This is a genomic window from Psychroserpens luteolus (assembly GCF_021032705.1).
GTDB classification, from domain to species: Bacteria; Bacteroidota; Bacteroidia; order Flavobacteriales; family Flavobacteriaceae; genus Psychroserpens; species Psychroserpens luteolus.
This window is the reverse complement of record NZ_JAHVXI010000002.1, coordinates 260,686-285,441: the sequence shown is the minus strand read 5'-3', so window position 1 is coordinate 285,441 and position 24,756 is coordinate 260,686. Positions and strand designations below refer to the sequence as shown.

Below are 24,756 nucleotides of genomic sequence, written 5' to 3'. Positions count from 1 at the left end.
TGCATAATATTTTGATTTGGTCAGATTTATTTTTTTGAATCTAAGACTTCGTATTTAGAGTTGTTAGAAATGTATTCTGGAATAATTTCTTTGATTAAAGAAACAATTTCAAGATTTTGAGACTTAGAATTTAAAGTACATAAAGTTGCAATCTTATCACTTATGGTCAAAGTGTCGATAGCTTTAGTTTTAGCAATCATAATCTTTTCATGATAAGTTGGTCTTGTATTTTCACCATCGGCTAGTAATTCTTCATAAATTTTTTCACCTGGACGTAAGCCCGTTATTTTAATCTTAATATCTTCAGGATATCTCAACCCAGAAAGGATAACCATATTCTTGGCGAGGTCATAAATTTTCACAGACTCTCCCATGTCAAACACAAAAATTTCCCCACCATTACCCATGGTCGCAGCCTCTAATACTAACTGACAAGCTTCTGAAATGGTCATGAAATAACGCGTAATGTCTTTATGTGTTACAGTTAATGGGCCTCCATTTTCTATTTGCTTTTTGAACAATGGAATCACAGAACCATTAGAGCCTAATACGTTACCAAATCGAGTTGTTATAAATTTTGTCTTTCCTTTTCCCTGTAAGCAATTGACATAGAGCTCAGCAATACGTTTGGTTGCTCCCATAACGTTTGTAGGGTTTACAGCTTTATCTGTAGAAATGAGTACGAACTTGTTTACGCCATGTTTTACAGATAAACTGGCAATGTGTCTTGTGCCACCAATATTTACGCTAACAGCTTCGTAAGGATTGTTTTCCATTAAAGGGACATGTTTGTAGGCTGCCGCATGAAATACAATTTTAGGTTTATGAATCTGAAACAATTGTTCCATACGTCTAAAATCTCTCACGTCGGCAACAATAGCTGTGAACTTCTTTACGTCTTTTTGAACAAATTCCTGTTGTAATTCATAAAGTGGTGATTCTGCAGAGTCTAAAAGAATCAGTTTTTTATAATTATAGTTTGTGGCTTTCCTGGCTATCTCACTACCAATAGAACCTGCTGCTCCTGTGATTAAAATAATCTGATTTTCATATTCATCTAAAAGGGCAGGGTTAGTTATTGAAATAGGATCACGGCCTAGGAGATCTTCAATATTGACCTCTTTTATTTGACCAACACTTAAGTCACCATCGATCCAGTTTTGAACTGGAGGTACAATTTTTACTTTTAAACCAAGTTCAAATAAGAGTCCTGATATTTGTAATAATCTGGCCGACTCAATATTTTGAATAGAAATAATAACCTCCTCAACTCTATATTTTTCAATAAACTTTGGAGTAATTTTATCTAAACTATACACAGATAATGTATTTATCTTTTTACCTATTTTTCGTTCATTATCATCAATAAAACCTATAATGACGTGACTATTCTTTGGATCATTCGTTATAGCGTCATAGGTAATCATACCAGAATTTCCTGCTCCAAATATTAAAACACGTTTTTGTGTTTTAATATCCTGCATCAACTTATTGTACATGGATTTTATAAACAGTTTAAATCCAACAAGAAATAGAATATTGAGAAGTAAATGAATATAGATTATAGATCCTGAAATATTAAAAATACTTTCATAATTTAATCGTCTACTGAAAAAGGTAGATACAATTAAAATAGTCGCTAGAATATTAACGCCTATAATTATATTGATGACATCTTTAAAACCAGTAAATCTTACAACACCTTTGTAAGATCCAACAAGTAAAAAGCTAATAAGAGCAGCTAAAAATACAAACGGAATTTGTTTGAACATGACTACAAAATCAAAATCTAGATTGAAATTGAATCGTATAATATAGGCAGCAATAAAGGTAAACGCTACGATATTTAAATCGAAAAGCATTACCAACCATTTGGATGCATATCTATGTGAAATATTTTGTAGTAGACGTTTAATCATGCTCTAAAATACGTTTTTATTGCTGATGTTACTCTATTTATTTCATTTTCAGTCAAGTTGGAGCCACTAGGTAAACATAATCCTTTTTCAAATAAATCGTCGGAAACACCATTAAGATATTTGGGAGCATCTTTAAAAACAGGTTGTTGATGCATTGGTTTCCAAAGCGGTCTGGTTTCTATATTTACTTTTTCTAGTGCTAATCTGATAGACTCTCTCATGGTTTCAGAAGACGTTAAAAGACATGATAACCAGCGATTAGAAAAACACCCTTCAGGTTCATCAAAAAACTGAAGTTCTTCTATATCTTTTAAGTGTTCTCTATATGTATTAAAATTTTGTCTACGCGCATCTACACGACTATCTAAAACTTCCATTTGACCTCTCCCTATACCAGCTAATACATTTGATAACCTATAATTATAGCCAATAGAAGAATGCAAATATTCTACAGCCTTATCTCTGGCTTGAGTAGCCAAAAAAACAGCTTTCTCTTTGAGTTCAACATTTTTGGTAACAATAGCGCCTCCACCAGAAGTTGTAATAATCTTGTTTCCATTAAATGATAACACTGCGATATCACCAAATGTGCCACACTTAACCGATTTATAAGTACTGCCAAGAGCCTCGGCACTATCTTCTAAAATTGGAATATTATAAGTATTGGCTACATGATGAATTTCTTCAACATTGTAAGGCATGCCATATAGATGTACAGCAATTATAGCCTTTGGTTTTTTTCCTTTATCAATGCGATCTTTAATAGCAATTTCCAATTGTTCGGGGCACATATTCCATGTGTCACGCTCACTATCAACAAAAATTGGCGTGGCTCCTTGATAGACTATTGGATTTGCTGAAGCAGAAAATGTCTTTGTTTGACAAATGACTTCATCACCTTGACCAACTTTTAATAAAATAAGACCGATATGAATGGCAGCTGTGCCAGAACTTAAGGCAGCAACATGACTATCTTCTTTGAGATAGTTTTGAATATCGCTTTCAAAACCATTAACATTGGGTCCTAAAGGAGCTATCCAATTGGTTTCAAAAGCATTGTTAATATAAGATTGTTCTTTTCCGCTCATATGAGGGGATGACAACCAAATTTTTGATTCCATAATCAACCTGTTAAGTAAGTTTATTACTATACAACGTCTTGTTTAGTGAGGGATTTGGGTGAAATTTTATTGAATTACTACCTAGTTTATAGGTAAGAATCAGAAAAATTTCATGTTAAATATGCATTAATACCATAAAACCAACCAAATAAACACGATAAAAAACAATTTTTCACGTTAACTTAGAATTGTAGGTTTTACAAGAAAAGTTTAATCTTAAGAAGTAGACTTTATTTTAGTAGCTAAACCAGTCATAGTCTCACTCTCAAAATTATATTTCTCATTGAGCTTTTGATATGTTTTAAAGACCTCTTCGAGGTTTCTAAAATTGTCATCCATTTGAGTTCCAAAGTTATGGGGATGCCACCACAAGTGATAAAGTTCATTATTCTTAGCAGCGTGAGTCATTGCTTTTTTAATTCGTCTAACTTTTAGCGGTTCTAAAAATTTGAGTTTGCTACTATACGCTCTAAATAATCTACTAGATGGAAGGTTAAGTACATCTTTATTTTGGTTGATCTCTTTTACATTATAGGTATTAGCTCCTGTTACATTGATATAGGAATCTAAGAGTCTTAAAAATTTAAATATGTACCAACCATGATAGGATTTGGTGGTATGAATATTATAGATATATGCTTTTTCTTTACCTCTAAACGATGTAATACCATGTTTGTGGCAGACATCTAAATACGGCTTATCTATTGGCTTGTCGGCTTCAATCATGTTTCTAGGGAATACTATGCTCTTAATATCTATATCCAAGGGTTGTGCAATGGCTATTGCTGCTTTCAGATCTTCATCAAATTGCTCAACAGTTTGGCCGTGTTCATGACAGTAGAAATGGCAAAATGTATGAGTGCCTATTTCATGATTACCATTATCTCTAATTTTTTTGATTCCAGAGATAGCATAATGGAAGGGATCATTGTCTTCATTATCACCAATAGAATCAATAAGTGGATACGGGCTAAATTTTTTATGAAGATATGTGGGTTTATGCTTTGGGAGGTGGTTTAATAAATCATTTTTGTCTTTAGCAAATAAAAAACCAACGGTAGAGAACGTGATTTTTACACCATAAGCATCGCTCATCTCTAAAAGTCTGTCTATCACTTTTCCAACATTAGCGAGATTTTCTCTGTATTCATCAACAGATTTCTTATCAAAAACTCCCCAATGAATTTCATAATCTAAAGAAATAACAAAATGACCGTTCATAGCATGATTTAAATTCGCATCAAATGTAAATAAAATTAACAGTATTTTTTAATTCTCTTAATTGATTATAACTTTATAAAAATGTTACTTTTGCATCTCGTATTTGTAATTCAATGAAAACCAACCCATTTACATCTTCAATTTTTGAAAACACGTGGTCCAAGCACTTTAATGGGGGAAAGGATTTAGTGGCTTTTGAATTTATTAAAGGCTTGAAGTTTGTAAAGAATTCACCAAATGGTATTTATGTAAATGCTGGTAGAAATTTAACTAAGGGTTTATATTACGACTTAGATTTGACTAAGAGTGATTATAAAGGCAAGACATTTTTAATTTATGATGTGCCATCGTATTTTAATCTAGAAGAATTCAATGCAGCTTCTAATTCGTCATTACGACTCAAGACAGTATTTCAGTATCGTGGGTTTTTAATGGATATCACTTCCTTTAATTCTCAAGATGACTATATAAATTCCCAATTCAGCTCAAAAAACAGAAGAGAATTTCGTTCTAATCAACGTCGATTAGAAACCTGTTTTGATATTGATTATTCGTTTATACATGGTGGCATTTCTCAAACAGAATTTGATGCGCTTTTCAAGCATTTTTATGCCTTGCTAAGTAGGCGTTTTGCTGATAAACAAACGAACTACCACCATTTGAGTGCAAAAAAGTGGGGTTATTACAAAGACCTGGTATTTAGAATGTTGCAAGAAAAGAAAGCCTCGTTATTAGTCATAAGTAACACTAATACTCCAATAGGAATTACACTTAATTTTCACGCAGAAGATATACTTTTTGAGACCATTACTGTCTTTGATCCAGATTATTACAAATTCAGTATAGGTAAAACATCTATTATAAAATTGTTGGAATGGTGCTTTGAAAATAATTATAGAATTTCTGATTTTTCAAAAGGAGATTTCAGCTATAAGCACAAGTGGAGTAACCTTGTTTATGATTTTCATTATCATATTTTGTACGATTCTAAATCTATAATGTCTAGACTGAGGGCTCAATATGCTGTTTCATATTATAAATTGAAATTGTATTTAAGAGAAAAGAAGGTTAATGAATTGTATAGAAAATATAAGTTTTTTATCACAGGAGGTCACAAGGAAAAAGACGATAAAGCCTATGAAAACTATAGGTTTGAAAAAATGAATGATTTTGATCCGTCTGAAGACTATGAGTCTATAGATTTTGAATTAGACATGTATCGCTTTCTACGACAATTTGTGTATACGTTTATGTTTGCAAATCCTGAATCTATTAAAAATATAAAGGTTTTCAAGAACAAGGTTAAAAATGAGTTTGTTATTTCTGGATCTAAAAGGTCTCAAAAAATTATTTTTGATTAGAGCTTTTTATTTCTAGCATTCTATCACATTTTGAAAATGTTACGCCAGCTTTGTAATTATTAAATTGTTCCACATTTTTATTCCCTTTAAGCCATTCAATATAAATTGAAGCTGTATTAATTCCTGCTTCATGTGAGAACGGGTAACCTCCTCCAAATCTAGGATTTAGCTCTAAGGTGTAAAGTTGATTGTTAGCAATAAACACGTCGCAATCCAAACTTCCAATATGCTTGAGATGTTCTGATATTTTTTTTCCAATGGCTTCAAATTTTTTGTCGATTACAGATACAGCCTTATCGGTTTCTCCAGATCGCATATTTAGTTTTTCCCTTACGAAGGTTCCATAGTATTCACCATCAAAATCATTCACGATATCCATTCCAAATTCTCTACCATCCAATTTCTCTTGAATGAGAATTGCATTATCAATATCTTGCTCGCTTGCCGTATTTAATATGGACTTTTTTAGTTTTATATGTTGAAGTTTAAATGCCAATTCTAATTCTTCTCTCGACTCTGGAAAATCGATACCTATTGAGGCACTTCCCCAACGTGGCTTAACCACTAAAGGATAATCTAGCGCACCATCTTTAATAGCCGTTAATGCTTGTTTAAGGTTAGTATATGTTTGTGGTGTTTGTAGCCCGATAGATTTTAAAAAATTAAATGTTTCAATTTTATCAAATGCGATGTCGATTACCTTTTCATTAGAGACAATAATTTTTGTTCCAGTGGCTTCTATTTCTGTTTTATGTTTTGAAAGCAACGGAAGTTCTAAATCATTTAATGATATAACAGCGGTGATATGATGATCTATAATAATCTTCTTAAGCTCATCCATATAGGTGTCGTCATAAATACTTGGCACTAAAATCGCCAAATCTGCATCTACCATTGCAGGCGCAGTCAGGCTCATATCGGCAGCAATTATGCGACCTTCATCTTTAATTGCTTCTTTGAAGTAATTGATGAGATAATTGCGTCGGCCTGCACAAGTAAATAATAGGTTAATTGCCATGAGTTGAGTTTTGATTGGTTTCTGTTCCCATAAAATCAGGAACGATATCATTTTCTACACTGTAAATTCCGTCTTTTTTAAATACTTTATATACTGTTAAAAATAGAATTTTTATATCTAATATAAACGACATGTTTTTTACATACCAAACATCATATTCAAATTTTTGTTCCCAACTAATTGCATTTCTGCCATTTACTTGAGCCCAGCCAGTAATACCAGGTTTAATATGATGTCGTTGTTTTTGAAAATCATTGTATCGCGATAAATACCTAATCAATAACGGTCTAGGTCCAATAATACTCATATCGCCTTTAATGACATTTAATAACTGAGGTATTTCATCTAATGAGTATTTGCGAACAAAAATCCCGGCCTTAGTTAAGCGCTGAGAAGGAGGGAGGAGTTGACCATTAGCATCAGTTTTATCGTTCATGGTCTTAAACTTGATAATTTTAAAGATGCGTTCATTTTTACCAGGTCGTTCTTGATAGAAAAAAGCTTTTCCATTATTTTTAATCATAAGAACTAACCAAGTAATAGAAAATATTGGAAATAGTAAAATAAACCCAATACTAGCTGAGAGAATATCAAAAAATGGCTTAACAATATGTTTGTATAGTCCCATTAACCTAAACTATTATAATATTTTAAAATTTCACTCCACACAAATTCTTGCTCATAACGCTCCAAAATTCTAGATCTTGTATGGTTGATCATATCCTTTCTTTTTTTAGGATTGTCAATCATAAACTGCATCGCATTTTCTAAGGCCAATTCATTCTTTACAGGTATGACTAATCCATTAACTTTATCCTCAATAACCTCATTACAACCATTTATGTCTGAAACGATACAAGGTAAATACATGCAGCTACACTGCAGTACTACATTAGGAAAACCTTCTCTATAACTTGGAAATGTTAATACATCTGAAATAGCTACATATGGTCTAATGTCCTTTTGCATGCCAACTGCTAATATTTGATTGTTTTCTTTAATAAGTACTTCAGTTTCTGGTAATAAAGGGTCTAGATGATTCTCTCTTGGTCCAACCAAAATCAGTTTACATTTGAGTTGCTTTTTTGAGAGTCGGTTAAAGGCATTCACTAACTCATTAATACCTTTGTCTCTAACTATTCGTCCGATAAATATAAAAACTATATCATCTTTAGAAATGCCAAGCTCCTGTCTAAGTTCTGTTTTTGTTTCTTCTGAAACATGTGCTGTGTCATAGTGCTTGGTATCAATGCCATTAGAGCTTCCATTAGCAATAACCAATAATTTTTCTGGAGTTGTGTATTTGTTCTCAATAATGATCTTTTCTAATCCGAATGAATTGGGTAGAATTTTAGTAGAACAGCTATAAGTGAATTTTTCAACGGCATCTAATAACGTCCTCTTAGTGCCTTTAGTTTCCAATAAAGGGAGACCAGCAATAGTATGCAGTCTATGTGGTACACGAGCTAGTTTTGCAGCTAACATGCCTAATGTTCCGGCTTTGGGCGTATGCGTATGAACAATAAAGGGCTTTTCAGATTTAAAAAATTTATAGAGTTGATATGTTGCTTTTAGATCTTTTAAAGGTGTAATGGTCCTAGTCATCTCTACAACATGGGTTTTGATGCCTTCATTTTGCCTTACTTCTGCTAAAGCGTCACCATCTCCTGAAACACCAATAACGTCATAATGATCACTCATAAAGCGCGATTGACCTTTTAAGAGTGTTCTTAATGATGAAGGAACTGTTGTGATGCGAATGATTTTTTGCATACTAATTGTTAATTTGATTTAGCATGGTGTTAATAAAACTATCTATTGACCTTGATTTTATATAATCATTAAAATACAATTCTCTTTGGTTATTTGAACTCATTAAACCTTTATCTAGTGCTTCTTTTAAGGCATCAACACTATGTGTTTTACAGGTTATTATCCCTTTTATATTAGAAATTTCACCAGCGCATCTTGTACTTACAACCCTATCATTTTGAGACATCATTTGTAATAATACATTAGGAAAACCTTCAATTCTTGAGGATACCACACACAAGCGTGCCTTATTAAAAATAGGATATACATTGTTTACATAACCATATAAAATAACGCGCTCCTGTAAATTTAGGTATTCAATTTGATCTATAAGTTTTTGTTCTTCTTCAGTTGTGCCTACACCAAGAATCACCAATTTCAATGTTTTGTCTTCAAGTAAATTGAAGGCATCAATAAGAATATCAAAACCTTTTTCAGGAATAAAACGTCCAGCAGCTACTAAGAAATTATCAATTTCAAAATCGAAGGTTTCCTTTGCCTTTGTTGAAATTTCATCTAAATTGACTGGGTTTGGTATTACAACCACTTTGTCATTTTTCTTTAGCCACGGCAAGGCCTCTAAGAGTTGCTCTTTCATTAACGGTGTTTGACAAATAATGAGGTTGGCTTGCTTGTAACCCATTCGATATGCTGTTTTGTAGAGTAGGAGCTTGAATCCTTTAAATCTTAGAAAAATAGAAGTTGATTCTCTTAAAACTAGTTTAGTATGTTTTAGAATATTAACATATTTCAAAAAGCCAAGTAAACCGTTTACCAGCGCTTGCGAACTAATGGCATGTTCAATATGATTCGTTTTTTTTAGTCTTCTAATATATTTTGCAGCACTAAAAAAACCTTTGTAAACAGAACTGTTATCTAAATATACGATAGCGCACTTGTCTTCGAGAGATTCCCAACCATGGTGCTTTTTATTTACTAAAAAAACAACCATACAGTTTTTTCCTTGTGCAATAAAAAAGTTGATAATTGTAAATAACACTTGTTGTGCACCACCACCAATTAAATCATCAGGAAGCACAAAGAGCCAATCTATGGTTTCTTTCTTTTGCATCAGCTTTTAATTAAGTTAGTGAACACCTTTTCGTATTGCCCAATAATTTGTTCTTTACTGAATTTGTCGGTCACAGATTTGATGATTTGTAATCTATCTAATGGCTGCTTTCTAAGCTGATTAAGTTTTTCTTTTAATTCATTTTCAGAATTTACTAAAAACCCGTTAACGCCATCTACTACAATTTCAGATGTGCCGCCAGGTGCATTATAAGCAATGACTGGTGTCCCAACCGCACAACTTTCTAAAAGCGCATTAGGGAACCCTTCTGCATAAGAACCTTGGATAAATACAGTACTCTGTCTAAGGTGATTTTCTACAGTATTTGTAAAATCTATCCATTTCACTTTTTCAGTAAGGTTTAATTCTTCTACTTTATCCTTAATAAGTTGTTTATGTGGACCACTTCCAATAATAGTATACATAAAATCAAAATCTAATGCATTCAAGGCTTCTAAAATTCTATTATGACCTTTTTCATTGTGTAATCGTCCCACGGTAATATATTGTGGAATTGGGTTATCATTTGTTTCTATTTCCGAAGACAATACCTTTGTGATAGGATTGTTGATAATATGAACTTTATGTGCAGTTTTTGGACGCAACTCTATCAATTCATCAGCCATATCTTTTGATTGACAAATAATTGCATTCAAAAGTTTATAGCTTATTTTACTTAGTGTTTTACCAAAAGGTAAAGTCGTATTATTATGATAAATTTTAGTGATCTTTTTGATATTGGCCTCACGAGCTACAAACTTTGTTTTTCTAAAATATAAAGCTTGTATAGTGGTAACCGAAGTCAGGTGCGCAATGGAGGTCATTACAATTTGAGGTTTGATGGATCTTAATTTAGAGAAAATTCCGGTAACGCCTTGCAATACGCGATTTTTATTTAAAAAATGTGTTTCGACGCCTGTTACTGAAAATGCCGCATCCTTCTCAAAGCCAATGATTAACAGAATAGGTTCAAATTTAGTTTTGTCAAGATTTTGAGCAATGAACGATACAACGCGTTCTGCTCCTCCAGCTTTTAATGATGGTAGAATGAATAAGATTTTGATTGTTTTCTCCATCGCGTTATTATACAATAGACAGTCCTTTTCCGTTGTTATTAAGCCATTGCTTTAATACTAATAATTTCCATATTAGGGGATATCTGTTCCAGCTTCCATCCATATGCTGCCCAATCATAAATTGTACTTTTTCAATATCAATACAAGGTATGGATCTCAAAGCATCATCATTAAGTTCACTCAAAACAAAATCTTTAAGGTCTTCTTTAAACCAACGAGCAAATGGCATTGTAAACCCAGACTTTGGTCTATCAAAAATCTCTTTAGGAACAGATTGATACAACACATCTTTTAGGATGCGTTTCATATTTCCTTTTTGAAATTTAAATTCGGTTGGAAGAGAATTCGCAAACTCAACAACACGATGGTCTAGGAGAGGCGCACGCGCTTCTAACGAAAATGCCATGGTCGCTCTGTCTACTTTAGTGTTAATATCGAAATTGAGATAAGTTTTGGTGTCAAAGTTTGAAATACGTTCCACCAAATTTTTATGGTCGTGCATTAAATACTTAAGTTCATCCACCTCCCGATTGTTGTAATCTGTTTTGATAAATGATTGATCTACTCCAGTCATGGCACTCAAATAGGCTTCATTAGAATCTTTATATTGGATAGCTTTAGCGATTACCTTGAGTTTGTAATACGGAATCAGATTTAATCCCATAGCCGATAATTTTCTAAATGACTGTGGGAGTTTATAAATTTTACTGCCTTTTCGAGTCCAATTATACCGATGATACCCAATAAAACTCTCATCACCTGCATCGCCAGAAAGTGCTACTGTTACATGTTTTCTGGTATATTTTGCCAAAAGCATTGATGGGATAGCAGACGAATCTGAGAATGGCTCATCATAAAACTCGTTGAAGTTTTGGATAAGATCAATACCTTCATCATAATTACATTCTATAATATGATGATCGGTTTGTAAATGATCAGCAACCTTCTGTGCATATGCGCTCTCATCAAACCCTTTTTCATTGAATTTCACAGAAAACGTTTTAATTTTTGAGGAAGATGTTTGTGTGGCTTTTGCTGTAATTAATGAGGAATCTACACCTCCTGAAAGAAATACGCCAACAGGTACATCGGCAAATAATCGCGTAGACACAGCATCTTTCAATATGTCATCAAGTTCTTGCTTTGCATCTTCATATGAACCTTTAAATGGTCTTTCGTTTTTATAATCTATATCCCAATAGGGTGTTGAATTAAAATCGCCAGTGTTTAAATCAAACGTAAATAAATGGCCAGCTTTTAGTTTCTTTACTTCATTAAAAATAGATTGCGGATCTGGAATATTTCCCCATGCTAGGTAGTATGAGATTGCTTTTTCAGAAATAGTAAGGCCGTCCATATGGAGTTGAATAGACGAAATCTGACTCGCAAACTCAAAGTCTTTTCCGTTGTGGTAATAATAGAATGGTTTTTGCCCTAGACGATCTCTAGCTCCAAAAAAGAGCTGTTTTTTCTCATCATAAATCACAAAGGCAAACATGCCATTGAAATGTTTGACACAATCTTGACCATATTCTAGATAAGCTGCACATAACACTTCTGTATCGCTGGTCGTTCTAAATGTATATCCTTTTTGAGAAAGTATTTCCTTTATAGACTGGAAATTATATACTTCACCATTAAACACAATATGGATGTGCTCATTATAAGTAAATGGTTGATCTGATCTTGGGTCAAGATCAATGATAGATAACCTGTTATGACCAAATGTGATATTATGATCATTATGATTATAAAATTGCCAACCCATTTTGTCTGGACCTCTAAACGCAGTACGCTTTAGTTTGTCCTTAACTTGTGATTCATTATACTTTAAGGTTGTTCCGTATATTCCACACATAAATTTATGCTTGTTTTTGGGTGTTTTATGTTCTGAACAAAAATAGATATTAAATCCACTTCTACTTAAAAAAGACTATTAAATGTCGTTTTAGACTACGAAATGAAAACCTATTTTCTAGAGTACTGATTTATATATGTTTAAATGCGCTTTGTAAACGGCATCTATATCATAACTTGATCTTAGTTCGGTATATAATAACTCGGCTTTTTGTAAGGCTTGCTCATAGTTTTTAATGCAGTCAATCATAGCATTATGAAATTCATCTAAGCCAGATACATAGGCATTATCATTATTAAGAAAATCAGGAATACTACCAACAGGAGTGGAGATGATAGGTAATTTAGCGGCTGCAGCTTCAATAATTACCATTGGCATACCTTCCCAATTAGAAGGTAATATCAAGCTGTTTGCCGATTGTAAATAAGGCTTAATATTACTTTTAAACCCTAAAAGATTAAAATGTTTTTCTAGACTCTCAGTCCTTATATTGGCAACTAATTCGTCTTTCAGGCGTCCTTCACCTACAACATCAAAACTAAAATTTGTGAGCCCGTTATCAATTAACTTCTTTGCTGCACTAATCATATAGAGCGGATTCTTTTCATCACTCAATCTTCCGAGATATAGAAACTTAAATATTTGATTTGGATCTATTTCTCTTGAGGAAACCATAGCAAGTTCGTCAAAATCTACGCCATTAGGAATAATAGCGCTATTTTTTAAATACCATTGTTTAGCATTAGAACTAAATACAATATCTTTTCTTCGGAAGGCTTTAGTTGCAAAAAGAATTAGTTTTCTTCTATATATTTCAATGGTACTAGAATGTAAGGTAAATACAATAGGTTTTTTTGTGTAAAATGTATTGTAGAGCGTAGCAAGAATAGCGCTATGGTATTGATGACAGTGAAATACAACGGCATCAAGATCTTTGATAATTGTATGAAGTTTGCTAATTCCTTTTTTTAAACTTGAATTTTTGAAAGAGGTAATATTCAAAAAGTGATATTCAATATTATGCTCTTGAAATTTAGGTTCGAGTGTATTGTCATCAGAAATCGAAATGACCACTGTTTTGAAGTGAGCATTTGAACACTTCGCTAATTGGAGGACCATTTGTTCGGCACCACCACCACCTAGGCTACTTGATATATGAATGATTGTCACTAACTTGTTATTGTTCTAATTAATAATACTGTCTTTTTGTAATTTTTTTCTCAGAAATTCAGTGAAAATGTCGGCTCCTTTAGACGACATGTGTGTTTTATCTCTCCAATAGCTCAAGTCATTTTGTTCTAAAAAGAACCCAGAATAGTCTTTATAAGCAACACCTATAGTTTTTAATTCGGTTTCTAAGGTTGTGTACTGAACTTTACATTCAGGAGCATATGTTGGTGTGGTAAGCATAACTAAAGTCTTGTTGTTGGCTTTACAAAAATCATTTATTTGGTTAAGGTACTTCCAAACTGTAGGGTTTATTTTTTTAGCGGCATCACAATTGTAATTGGATTTTTTTAGCAGCGACTTCTTAAATAATTCTGTTTGAGCATCTGTAATGTGTAAAGGGTCAAATCCGTAATACAATTTATGATCATACTTTGGTGATATATAATTTTTTACAATACCTAAGGCTTTACTATTATAATCTAATGACCACAAGAAGTGTTGAAGACTATTATCTTGGCTTGCGTCTGAGATCGCTTCTTTTATAGTTGGATTACGGTTGTACTTTGTAATTAGCCCTTTAATATCTGAAGCATCGTAGTCATCTACAAAAACTTTGTTTGGGTCGATATTAAAAACGATCACTTGAGCTTTGTCTTTTGGCAATAACTGAATTAACGTTGCCGCATAGGCTATAGCACTACCATCCATGCCCACATTATAACTTGCGGGCTTCAATTTTTTTACATCTATATGATGGTTTGATCTCGACGTTCCAAAGGCAATAAGATCTATAGAGTCCTTAACGGTCATGAACTGATTCAATTTTCCAATGGATTGTCCAGACATTACCTTGTCGCTAATTGTATTCAATACCACATAGACGACCTTGTCTATACCATAGGTAAGGAGTAAAATAATTAGAACAAGTTTTAGTGCTGATTTCATTGGTTTATCATGCTTTTAAAATTGAAAGTAAATAAAATTATTAGACGTTGAGTAAAATAAAGTGATAATCATTATAACAATAGATACAAAAACGGCTAGAGATCCAGTTTTAAGTGAGCTTCCATAATATTCTAATGCTACTTTCTTTCTGAAAATAAACACATCAAAACTTAGTCCTAAAAACAGCATGAGAATAGCAATAATAACCGTATTCATATTTCCTATGAAAGGCGCTCCAAAATCGAAACTCAAGATACGTTTGATGATCAACATTGAAGACGATAAGTCTTGTGCTCTAAAAAACACCCATGATAAGAGCACCACAGTAAAAGTCCACAGGCTTCCTAAGGCATTAAAGTTTTTAATGTTCAGTTTTGAAAACGTAAATTTTTCTATAGCTAGTGCTATCCCATGTATGGCTCCCCAAATCACAAAATTCCAAGAACTTCCATGCCATAATCCTCCGAGTAGCATGGTTATCAATAGATTTCGATACGTGATCTTAATACCTTTTCTATTTCCGCCTAAAGAGATATAAAGATAATCTTTAAGCCATGATGATAATGATATATGCCAACGTCTCCAGAATTCTGTAATTGATTTAGAGAAGTAAGGGAAATTAAAATTTTGGTTAAAATTAAACCCTAAGAGTTTAGCACTACCAATAGCAATATCTGAATACCCAGAAAAATCGTAATAAATTTGAAATGCATAAAATAGCGTTGCAATTAGCAATGAAGACCCGTTGTGTAGGTCTGGATTTTCATATACTGTGTCTACATAAATAGCTAGGTTATCTGCAATCACTATTTTTCTAAACAACCCAACAATAATTTGAAAAATGCCATCATTAAACTGAGATGCTTTAAATATGCGTTTGTTTTTTATCTGTGGTATTAAATTAGAAGCACGTTCAATTGGTCCTGCAACGAGTTGTGGAAATAAGCTTACATATGTAAAAAAGACTACAATGTCTTTAGTAGGTTTTAATTTATCTCTATAGATATCAATAGTATAGCTCAATGTTTGAAAGGTATAAAAGCTAATACCTACAGGTAATATGATGTTTAGGGTGAGATCATCAACTTGCCATCCTAAACTTGCCATAGATTGCGCAAATGAATCTGCAAAAAAGTTATAATACTTGAAGACAGCCAATAGCCCTAAATTAGAGATAAGACTTACTAATAACCATCTCTTCTTAAGTGTCTTTGTTGGAGAATTTTCAATTTTTAATCCTGTTAAATAATCGATAAAAGAGCTATATACAATAAGAGAAAGAAATCTCCAATCCCACCATCCGTAGAACACGTAGCTAGAAATTAACAGCAATATGTTTTGTTTAGAAACACTCTTCTTTAGCATCCAATAAATCGCAAAGACTACTGGGAAAAATATTAAAAATTCAATGGAGTTGAACAGCATTTTATAGTGGTCTTATTAATGGCGTATCAGTATCTGCTTCTTCATTCATTATGGTTTGGGTTGAAGTACCTAATTTAATAAGTAACCACATTGAAATAAAGATTAAGAAATCGTTTGAAAAATAATTATGAATTACCATGAGCATTCCCACTAAAGAGATTGCCATTAAAGTAAGATGTATCTCAGATTTAAAAAAAGGTAAACTTTTAAAAAACATAGACACATAAATCGCAATGAGCAATAAAAATGGAACAACACCAGATTCACCTATCACCATCAAGTAGGTGTTGTGCACACCTTGCCTTCCGGAAGATCCCATAAAACTCTTATATCCATTTCCAAATATTGGATTATCATATATATCATCGAGATAGGACGTCCATTGTTTTGTTCTAGAGTCTTCGGTAAATGCGGTGGTTTGAATTTCACTTTCGAATAAACTTTCTATAATTGAAAAACGAGCTGTGTTTACTTGAAGAATAGCAGCAACGCTAACAAGAAGCACCAATGCTCCAAAACCAATAAAGAGACCTTGTGCATTTTTCCGATTTGAAAATACGGCGAGAATGCTTATAAACAACCACATTATTAAGAAAAACCTCGAAAAAGTGATAACACCTGTAAAGGTAAAAGCAAATAATAAAATTAATCGGATCTGTCTATTTTGAAGTTTATAAGTTAGGCAGTAACCTATTAAACTTACAAAAGCTGCAGCATTCGGATCTAAATAAAAGCCGCTATACCTTCCATAGCCATCAACAAAGAAAAGCGAATGCACCAATATACTTAGGGATCCAATTAGGAGAATAAAGCACAAATCTTTTAAGCTTGTATCTCGGGCGACTTCAGCACCACCAACGATTAAGATAAGGTATTTAATAAATTCATTAATAAAAGCCTTAGCATCAGGAACTTCGACCAAGCCAGAGATCATGAAATATAAAAGCCCTAAGATGAGAAAAGGGAATAGTAATTTTCGTTTCTTACTAAGGAAATAATAACCAATAAGTAAGATGTTGGCAAGGTGACTGGTATAGCTTCCAGCAGTTTCGCCAAAGACCTCAAGTGAGAAACTTGAAATCTCCCACAGTAAAAGCATAAGTATAATGTATCGTAGTAACTTCATATAAGCTTTTTCACTATACGTTTAGGAAGGCGTGTCAAAAATATGAAACCGCTTGCTATAGATTTCAAGCTGTCAAGCTTTAAATTTTTATCAGAGAACAAGACCCTTGATTTAAAGTAATCAAATGCTAAATTACGATAGTATTTGTGCTTTAGGATTTCAGATACTGAAACATCTTTTAGACCATAATATCCACCATAATAGTAAACCATAGCTAGATCTTTTTTTGATTTTTTAGACGCAATTAAACCGTCTTCAGAGCTAAAATAACATCTGTGAGCTATATTCACACATAAAAAATCAAAATTCTTATTTATTGTATTCCAGGTATGACTCTCCTGAATATGACATTTGTCACTAGTATACATTTTTTGCTTTGATAGAATAGAAGTTCTCCAACAGGCCCATTTTTCACCATCAATATGATGATTTAATACGCGTTCTTTAAAGTTAACTTGCCAGTAGTCTTGAGGGAATTTGTCTCCAACTATAGTTCCGTTTTCATTCTTAGTTAATGTCCAAATTGAGGCCACTTTATTTTCATTGCCGCTAATTGATTCCCATAGTTGTTTTAGATCAGATAGTGTATTCTCACTAAACGAATCGTCACTATCTGCAATAATGGTGTAGGGCTGGTTACAATATTCTAATCCAAAATTCACTGCGGCAGATTTACCTTGATTCTTGTTTAGCTTGTGATATGTAATGTTTATGTCACCAGAACTCATCCATTGATGCACTAATTCTTGAGTATTATCTGTACTACAATCATCAATAATAATCCAATAAAAATCTTTGAAATCTTGATTTTTAAGAGAGTCATAGACTCTGTTTAGTGTATGTGCTCTATTATATGTAGGTGTAATAATACTAAACATTCTTTTTATCTAGATGATTGATGTAGGCATATAAAATGATACCATTAATTGTGGCAACTATAGAAGTTGCAAGTGCTAATCCATATACGCCCATACTTTTAATAAGAATATAGTTAAGTACAATATTAAAAATTAGATTTATTATGGATGTTAAAACCATAAAATTATTCTTATTAATAGAGGTTAAAAACTTCACCATAATAAGACCAGCAATATATGATGGGATTTGAAGTAAATACATTTGTTGAATTCGAGAAACAATAACGGTATCGTCACTTTCAAAAGCATTACCTTCAAATATTAGTGTAATAATAGGCTTGGATAGAAGAATGACTATAACCATTACGGTACTACTGCCAATAATTACAAATCTTAAAATCTTTTTTAGCTTTTTAAACGTTTCTATCTTATTGTCGACAGCATTTTTCGAAAAATAGGGCAGAAGCACATTACCAATGGCGATACCAACAATACTTATCGTAAAGGCAGGGATTTTTATTCCATAATTGAGAGCAGCAATAGATCCAACAATAAGTTGAGCCGAAAAGTACTGATCAATTAGAGGATTTACACCACTTAATAAACTAGCCGATAGTTTTGCAGGTAGTTGTCCGAATAATGTTTTTATGTTTTCAGATTTAAAATCTGGACGATTCAAAAAGATAACGCCTCTTTTAAGTGCTATAGATAACACAAATAAAAATCCGAGAACACTACCCATTAAAGTTCCAATGGCTAATACCAATGTATTAAGCTCTTCTCTAAAGAATACGACACAAACTATAATCGAGATAGGTGTAAATATAGCACTCATCGATGAGTATCTAAACTCGTTGTCAATAGTAAGTAGTCCATTAATTACTGAGGTAAAGCCCCAAAATAAAATACAAGGCGCTACATAATAGAATTGTGTTTTTACAAGTGTATAGTAGTTTTCGGTGTGACCTTTATATAGTGTTTCAAGATAGACGTCTGTAAATAAAAATGCAATGATTAAAAATACCAGAGCAACACCAATAGTGACTATAAAACTGGTGCTTTGAAAAGCACCAATACGTTTACCAGTTTTTAATTCACTAACATAATTTGGAATAAATACACTGTGAAAAGACCCTAAAAAGACTCCGCTAATAAAAGCTGGGACTAGTACAGCAATTAAGAATGTATCTATGAGTTCAGATAAACCAAATCTATCTGCAATAACCATTTCTTTAAAGAATCCCATTCCTGAGACAAGAAATGTTGAAAAACCAGCAACTAGAACATTAACTATGGTAGCATTACCTAATAGTTTGTGTAGAGCTGTCTTTAAATTAAATTTTGGTTGCAAAGGAAAAAATTTATGATCTAGTATGATTTGGTATAGGGCAATAGTACAAATAAATTATATAAAGGAATCAATCAAACGATGTTATGCTTTTTTTTTGGATGACTTGATATTTCATTTGTAAGTAAATCTGACAAATATAGGGAAGTAAGTTCCTACAAACGTTAAAGTTTCATAATCGAACATCTTTTATTTGCTATTTGACCGTATATAAAAATAAAAATTGCATTTCATCTAACAAAACATACATATTATAGGAATTTTCTGTTTGTTGTAAGTAAATATTTACTTTGAAAAGCTTTTTAACGAAAAATTAATACTTTAAACGGTTGTACTCAAAAAAAATTATAGATTGCTCTAGCAATTAAGCCCCAAAATTAATAGCAAATGATATCCCCAACTTTTAAATGGGATTCCTATGGAATCTCAACAAAACATTTTTATAGCCTATTTACAACACTACTTTTTATCCTCTCTTTTAATAGTTTTGCCCAAACTAAAGCATTTCCAACTGCAGAAGGTTTTGGTAAATATGCATCTGGTGGACGAGGTGGTGCAGTGATTAAAGTCACAAATTTAAACAATACGGGACCAGGAAGTTTAAGAAACGCCTTGCTAGCGTCTGGACCAAGAACTATTGTTTTCGAAGTAGGTGGTACTATCAATCTTACGAGTAACATATATGTCACTAATGGTAATTTTACCTTAGCTGGACAAACAGCTCCTGGTGATGGAATTTTGATTAGAGGAGGAATGGTAGAAATCGAAGCATCAAATGCAATCATTAGATATATTAGATTTAGACCAGGACCATCAGCACCTAACGGAGCAGATGCATTAAACATTACAGCCTGGAGTGGCCAACATCATGAAGACTTAATTATAGATCATTGTTCTTTGAGTTGGGCTTCAGATGAGAATTTTGATATTAGAGCGTTACCAAATGGTAGTGTAACCAATGTTACTATTCAAAACTCAATCATGGCAGAGTGTGGTTATGGGTCATTAGCTGCTGAGAGAACAACCAATTTAACATACTACAGAAATTTATACGCTCACAACAGTGAAAGAAATACAAGAAAAGGATATCCAATACCTAATACATTTGATTTTGAATTAATCAATAATTTGATATATGGATTCCGTTATGCAACTGTACCAAGTATGGGAGCAAAATTTACAGTACTTAACAACAAGTACAAAAAATCAAGTCAAACAACTATTAATGGTGGTGCTGTTGTAGAAGGAACAACTGCAGGAGCTGGTCAGACATCGCAAACTTATGCTTATATAAGCGGAAATATATTAGCACAAGGTACGTCGCTAAATAATTCAGCACTATCTTCTTATCTTCAATCTACACCTTATGCCTCATCTGGTATTCAAGCAATACCTGCAGATCAATTAGAATCGGAATTGTTAGATAACGTAGGTGCAAGTTTCCCTGCAAGAGATGATGTAGATACCAGATTAATTAATCAATATACCAATGGTAATGGTGGATTGGCAACTTCTGGTGCTTACCCTACAATTCAAGGAGGTACAGCGCCTTCTGATAGTGATAATGACGGAATGCCAGATTTTTGGGAAAACAACAATGGATTAAATCCAAATAATGCATCAGATAGAAATATTGTACAGCCAGATGGTTATACAAATCTTGAATACTACTTAAATGGAATGACTTTAGATGTTCAAGGTAGTCAAGTGACAGTTAGTGCAAATAACGATACTATATGTGAAGGTGAAGATGTTATATTAACGGCATCTGGAGCAGATTCATATACATGGAGCGTTAACGGTGAGACTGCGGCAAGTATTACAGTTACTCCAACCGAAACGACAACTTATACTGTTACTGGTTCGCATTCTGATGGAAGTACGACTCAAGCCGATATTACAATTACCGTAAATAACATTCCAACAGCAAATGCTGGTAATGATGTAGAAACATGTGAAGGTACAGCTGTAACCTTAACAGCATCAGGCGGAACATCTTATCAATGGAATACAGGAGCTACCAGTGCTTCAATTACCGTAAATCCTAATGTAACTACAACCTATTCAGTAGAAGTTACTCAAAATGGATGTTCTAGTACTGATACAGTGGTTGTAACTGTAAATCAAGTTCCGAATGTAGATGCAGGAACAGATGAAACCATTTTTATGGGTGAAAGCGTTACATTAACAGCAACAGGAGCTGACTCTTATTTATGGAGTACAGGAGAAACAACACAATCAATAACAGTTACGCCTACGTCGGACACCTCATATTCAGTTACTGGTACTACTAATACTTGTGAAAGTACAGATACAGTTACCGTTTTTTTGCAAGATGACAGTGTCGATGCCAATGCTGGAAACGACATGGAGATTTGTAATGGAGAATCTGTTACACTTACAGCAACGGGAGGAACAACTTATTTATGGAATACAGGAGCAACGACTGCTAGTATAGTCGTATCACCAACGACTACTACAACATATACAGTAACAGCATATAGTGCTTCTGGAAATAATACAAGTGACGATAGTGTTATTGTTACAGTTAATGAGATACCAGTTGCAAATGCTGGAAATGATACTACTATTTGCTTCGGAAATACAACAACATTAACCGCTTCGGGCGGAACATCATACTTGTGGAATACAGGAGCAACGACTTCAAGCATTACCGTAAGTCCAACTGCAACAACAACATATTCAGTAGAAGTATTTGAAAATAATTGCTCTAGTACAGATGAAGTTATTGTAACTGTTAATCCGTTACCAAACGTAGATGCAGGAAACAATGTAACAATAAATGAAGGAGAGACAACAACATTAACAGCTACAGGAGCAGACACCTATTTATGGGAGACAGGAGAAACGACTTCAAGTATTGATGTAACTCCTAATATAACCACGACTTATACTGTGACAGGTTATTCTAATGGATGTGAAGCCTCTGCAAGTGTTACTGTATCTGTGCAATCTGAGACAGTTACAGCTAACGCCGGAAATGATATAGAGATTTGTAATGGTGAAACGACTACATTAACAGCCTCTGGAGGAGCAACATATCTTTGGAATACAGGTGAAACTACTGCTAGTATTAATGTGTCTCCAAATACGACAACAGTGTATACTATAACAGCTTTTAATAATGCAGGAACAATTTCAGATGATGACAGCGTTATTGTTACAGTTAATGATTTACCAGTTGCCAATGCTGGAAATGATACTGCAATTTGCTTCGGAAATGCAACAACATTAACCGCTTCGGGCGGAACATCATATTTGTGGAATACAGGAGCAACAACTTCAAGCATTACTGTAAGTCCAACTGCAACGACAACATATTCAGTAGAAGTATTTGAAAATAATTGCTCTAGTACAGATGAAGTTATTGTAACTGTTAATCCGTTACCAAACGTAGATGCAGGAAACAATGTAACAATAAATGAAGGAGAGACAACAACATTAACAGCTACAGGAGCAGACACCTATTTATGGGAGACAGGAGAAACGACTTCAAGTATTGATGTAACTCCTAATATAACCACGACTTATACTGTGACAGGTTATTCTAATGGATGTGAAGCCTCTGCAAGTGTTACTGTATCTGTGCAATCTGAGACAGTTACAGCTAACGCCGGAAATGATATAGAGATTTGTAATGGTGAAACGACTACATTAACAGCCTCTGGAGGAGCAACATATCTTTGGAATACAGGTGAAACTACTGCTAGTATTAATGTGTCTCCAAATACGACAACAGTGTATACTGTAACAGCTTATAATGTGAATCAAACCGCATCAGATGATGATAGTGTTACAGTTACTGTAAATGAGTTGCCAAACACAAATGCTGGAAATGATAGTACGATAGTAGAAGGTGAATCTACTACATTAACTGCTTCAGGAGCAGAAACATATGTATGGAGTACAGGAGAGACTACTTCAAGTATTTCGGTTGCGCCTATAGTTACAACAACCTATTCAGTTACAGGGTTTTCTAATGGGTGTGAATTTACAGATGATGTAATCGTTACGGTTGAGCCTTTCGAATTTATAGCAAGTGCAGGAGCCGATCAATCTATTTGTCAAGGTTATGAAACAACCTTAACAGCTTCTGAAGGTGATAGTTATTTATGGAGTACTGGTGAAACTACACAAAGTATTACAGTTAATCCTGCAAATACGCAAACATATACAGTAACTGTTTTTATTGGTAATTATTCTGATGAAGCTGATGTAATGGTATCTGTAAGCCCAAACCCGAATGTAGTGATATCAAATGGTGATGATGTCACAATTCTAGAAGGCGAATTTATTACGCTTTCGGCTTCAGGAGCTAATTCTTATCTATGGAATAATGGAGCAACACAACCTAATATTGCCGTTAGTCCAACAGTGACAACCACTTATGAAGTAACAGGTTTTATTAATAATTGTGAAGACACAAAAGCTGTTGTAGTGAACGTGGTAGAAACAGTGGAAGCCTTTGCTGGTGAAGACTTAACGATTTGTTCAGAAGAAACAGTGACGCTAACAGCTAGTGGTGGAGATGAATACTTATGGAGCACAGGAGAAACAACGCAAAGTATAGAAGTATCTCCAACTGAAGATACAGAGTACTCTGTTTTAGTGTATAATGTATTGGATAGTGATGAAGCTACAGTTATGGTTTTTGTTGAAGAATGTAATACCACTATTGAAATACCTGGAGAATCTGATGATTTCGAATTTATAGTATTTCAAGACCCAATAAATGATATATTAAAAGTTAAAATTGATGGCTTGAATTCGGTTAATGCTACAGGAATTCTGTTGTATGATTTATCAGGAAAAGTGCTTTACAATGAAACATTTAATGCATCAGAATTACAAAATCAATCTCAGATGACAAGAGGAATTAATACGTCTTCTTATGCAAGAGGTATATATATAGTTAAATTGATTTATGATGATACTAGCTTGACAAAGAAAGTACCAATCAGATAAATCAGTTAGTTTTTTGAATTTAATTAATATAACCATTGTTAGTATTTACTGGCAATGGTTTTTTATTTGATTATTAACGATTGGATGGTTGCAGATGAGTCACAATTTTTAATCGTTAACTCTACAGTTTTATCTTCTAATTCGTTTTCGATAAGATAGGTTTTACAACCTTTTGCTTTGGTATCGCTTTCAGAAAAATTGACATCTCCAGTTTTTATCAAATTAGAAATATCGAGTGAGTCAAGATCATAATTTTTCATGGCGCTTTTAGTAGTTTCTGAGTAGAGTCGGTACTTTTTCTCACTAATATTCTTTATGGTTCTTGCATTAGGACCATAAGCACAAGATGTTTTCTTTCCACTTAAAAAGAAAGCTAATAAAATAAGACCAATTGAGAAACCTCCCAAATAGTAGCCTATTCGATGAATTAATTTCATAAGT

At 33.3% G+C, this 24,756-nt stretch carries 18 protein-coding genes; 2 read left to right on the top strand and 16 right to left on the bottom strand.

What is annotated here, in order from left to right; translation table 11 throughout:
- Positions 1-26: 26 nt before the first annotated feature.
- The 3 genes from KWG70_RS06920 to KWG70_RS06910 form a co-directional block, all read right to left on the bottom strand.
- On the bottom strand, positions 27-1,919 hold the full coding sequence (locus KWG70_RS06920) for a polysaccharide biosynthesis protein (protein ID WP_230935269.1): 1,893 nt from the start codon (positions 1,917-1,919) through the stop codon (positions 27-29).
- Complete coding sequence (locus tag KWG70_RS06915; RefSeq protein WP_230935268.1) at positions 1,916-3,040, bottom strand: DegT/DnrJ/EryC1/StrS family aminotransferase; 1,125 nt, start codon at positions 3,038-3,040, stop codon at positions 1,916-1,918. Before KWG70_RS06915 ends, KWG70_RS06920 begins: the two co-directional genes overlap by 4 nt.
- 216 nt (positions 3,041-3,256) lie before the next feature.
- The gene (locus KWG70_RS06910; RefSeq protein ID WP_230935267.1) at positions 3,257-4,261 is read right to left on the bottom strand and encodes a polysaccharide deacetylase family protein; all 1,005 of its coding nucleotides are present in this window, start codon (positions 4,259-4,261) and stop codon (positions 3,257-3,259) included.
- A 113-nt stretch (positions 4,262-4,374) separates the two neighbouring features.
- Between KWG70_RS06910 and KWG70_RS06905 the strand changes: the two genes are divergently transcribed.
- Positions 4,375-5,622 (top strand): GNAT family N-acetyltransferase, encoded by a 1,248-nt coding sequence (locus KWG70_RS06905; protein WP_230935266.1) that lies wholly within the window; start codon positions 4,375-4,377, stop codon positions 5,620-5,622.
- On the opposite strand, the gene KWG70_RS06900 is transcribed toward KWG70_RS06905, so the two are convergent.
- The 12 genes from KWG70_RS06900 to murJ all read right to left on the bottom strand — a co-directional run bounded on the left by KWG70_RS06900 (position 5,609) and on the right by murJ (position 19,332).
- A complete protein-coding gene (locus KWG70_RS06900) occupies positions 5,609-6,640 on the bottom strand; it encodes an ATP-grasp domain-containing protein (RefSeq protein WP_230935265.1) in 1,032 nt (343 codons plus the stop codon). The two genes, KWG70_RS06905 and KWG70_RS06900, sit on opposite strands and share 14 nt — an antisense overlap.
- Positions 6,630-7,268: a sugar transferase gene (locus tag KWG70_RS06895; protein ID WP_230935264.1), complete on the bottom strand. Its 639-nt coding sequence runs from the start codon at positions 7,266-7,268 to the stop codon at positions 6,630-6,632. Before KWG70_RS06895 ends, KWG70_RS06900 begins: the two co-directional genes overlap by 11 nt.
- Positions 7,268-8,413 (bottom strand): glycosyltransferase family 4 protein, encoded by a 1,146-nt coding sequence (locus KWG70_RS06890; protein WP_230935263.1) that lies wholly within the window; start codon positions 8,411-8,413, stop codon positions 7,268-7,270. The genes KWG70_RS06895 and KWG70_RS06890 overlap by 1 nt, the downstream gene beginning before the upstream one ends.
- A 1-nt stretch (position 8,414) precedes the next feature.
- On the bottom strand, positions 8,415-9,524 hold the full coding sequence (locus tag KWG70_RS06885; protein WP_230935262.1) for a glycosyltransferase: 1,110 nt from the start codon (positions 9,522-9,524) through the stop codon (positions 8,415-8,417).
- On the bottom strand, positions 9,524-10,600 hold the full coding sequence (locus tag KWG70_RS06880; RefSeq protein WP_230935261.1) for a glycosyltransferase: 1,077 nt from the start codon (positions 10,598-10,600) through the stop codon (positions 9,524-9,526). The genes KWG70_RS06885 and KWG70_RS06880 overlap by 1 nt, the downstream gene beginning before the upstream one ends.
- Before the next feature lie 7 nt (positions 10,601-10,607).
- Positions 10,608-12,458 carry an asparagine synthase (glutamine-hydrolyzing) gene (gene asnB / locus KWG70_RS06875; protein ID WP_230935260.1) on the bottom strand — a complete coding sequence of 617 codons (1,851 nt, stop codon included), beginning with the start codon at positions 12,456-12,458 and terminating at the stop codon, positions 10,608-10,610.
- A gap of 117 nt (positions 12,459-12,575) precedes the next feature.
- The gene (locus tag KWG70_RS17960) at positions 12,576-13,628 is read right to left on the bottom strand and encodes a glycosyltransferase (protein WP_230935259.1); all 1,053 of its coding nucleotides are present in this window, start codon (positions 13,626-13,628) and stop codon (positions 12,576-12,578) included.
- 15 nt (positions 13,629-13,643) lie between these two features.
- The gene (locus tag KWG70_RS06865; protein WP_230935258.1) at positions 13,644-14,573 is read right to left on the bottom strand and encodes a hypothetical protein; all 930 of its coding nucleotides are present in this window, start codon (positions 14,571-14,573) and stop codon (positions 13,644-13,646) included.
- A 15-nt stretch (positions 14,574-14,588) separates the two neighbouring features.
- Positions 14,589-15,905 (bottom strand): MBOAT family O-acyltransferase, encoded by a 1,317-nt coding sequence (locus KWG70_RS06860; RefSeq protein WP_230935257.1) that lies wholly within the window; start codon positions 15,903-15,905, stop codon positions 14,589-14,591.
- Between the two features lie 94 nt (positions 15,906-15,999).
- Positions 16,000-17,124: an O-antigen ligase family protein gene (locus tag KWG70_RS06855; RefSeq protein WP_230935256.1), complete on the bottom strand. Its 1,125-nt coding sequence runs from the start codon at positions 17,122-17,124 to the stop codon at positions 16,000-16,002.
- On the bottom strand, positions 17,121-18,002 hold the full coding sequence (locus tag KWG70_RS06850; RefSeq protein WP_230935255.1) for a glycosyltransferase family 2 protein: 882 nt from the start codon (positions 18,000-18,002) through the stop codon (positions 17,121-17,123). Before KWG70_RS06850 ends, KWG70_RS06855 begins: the two co-directional genes overlap by 4 nt.
- Positions 17,995-19,332 (bottom strand): murein biosynthesis integral membrane protein MurJ, encoded by a 1,338-nt coding sequence (gene murJ / locus KWG70_RS06845; RefSeq protein WP_230935254.1) that lies wholly within the window; start codon positions 19,330-19,332, stop codon positions 17,995-17,997. Before murJ ends, KWG70_RS06850 begins: the two co-directional genes overlap by 8 nt.
- A 384-nt stretch (positions 19,333-19,716) precedes the next feature.
- Here murJ and KWG70_RS06840 point away from each other — a divergent pair, with 384 nt between their 5' ends.
- Entirely contained in the window at positions 19,717-24,315 is a 4,599-nt protein-coding gene (locus KWG70_RS06840; RefSeq protein WP_230935253.1) for a T9SS type A sorting domain-containing protein, read from the top strand.
- A 62-nt stretch (positions 24,316-24,377) separates the two neighbouring features.
- On the opposite strand, the gene KWG70_RS06835 is transcribed toward KWG70_RS06840, so the two are convergent.
- Positions 24,378-24,752, bottom strand: a complete 375-nt coding sequence (locus KWG70_RS06835) for a hypothetical protein (RefSeq protein ID WP_230935252.1) — start codon at positions 24,750-24,752, stop codon at positions 24,378-24,380.
- Positions 24,753-24,756: the final 4 nt, after the last annotated feature.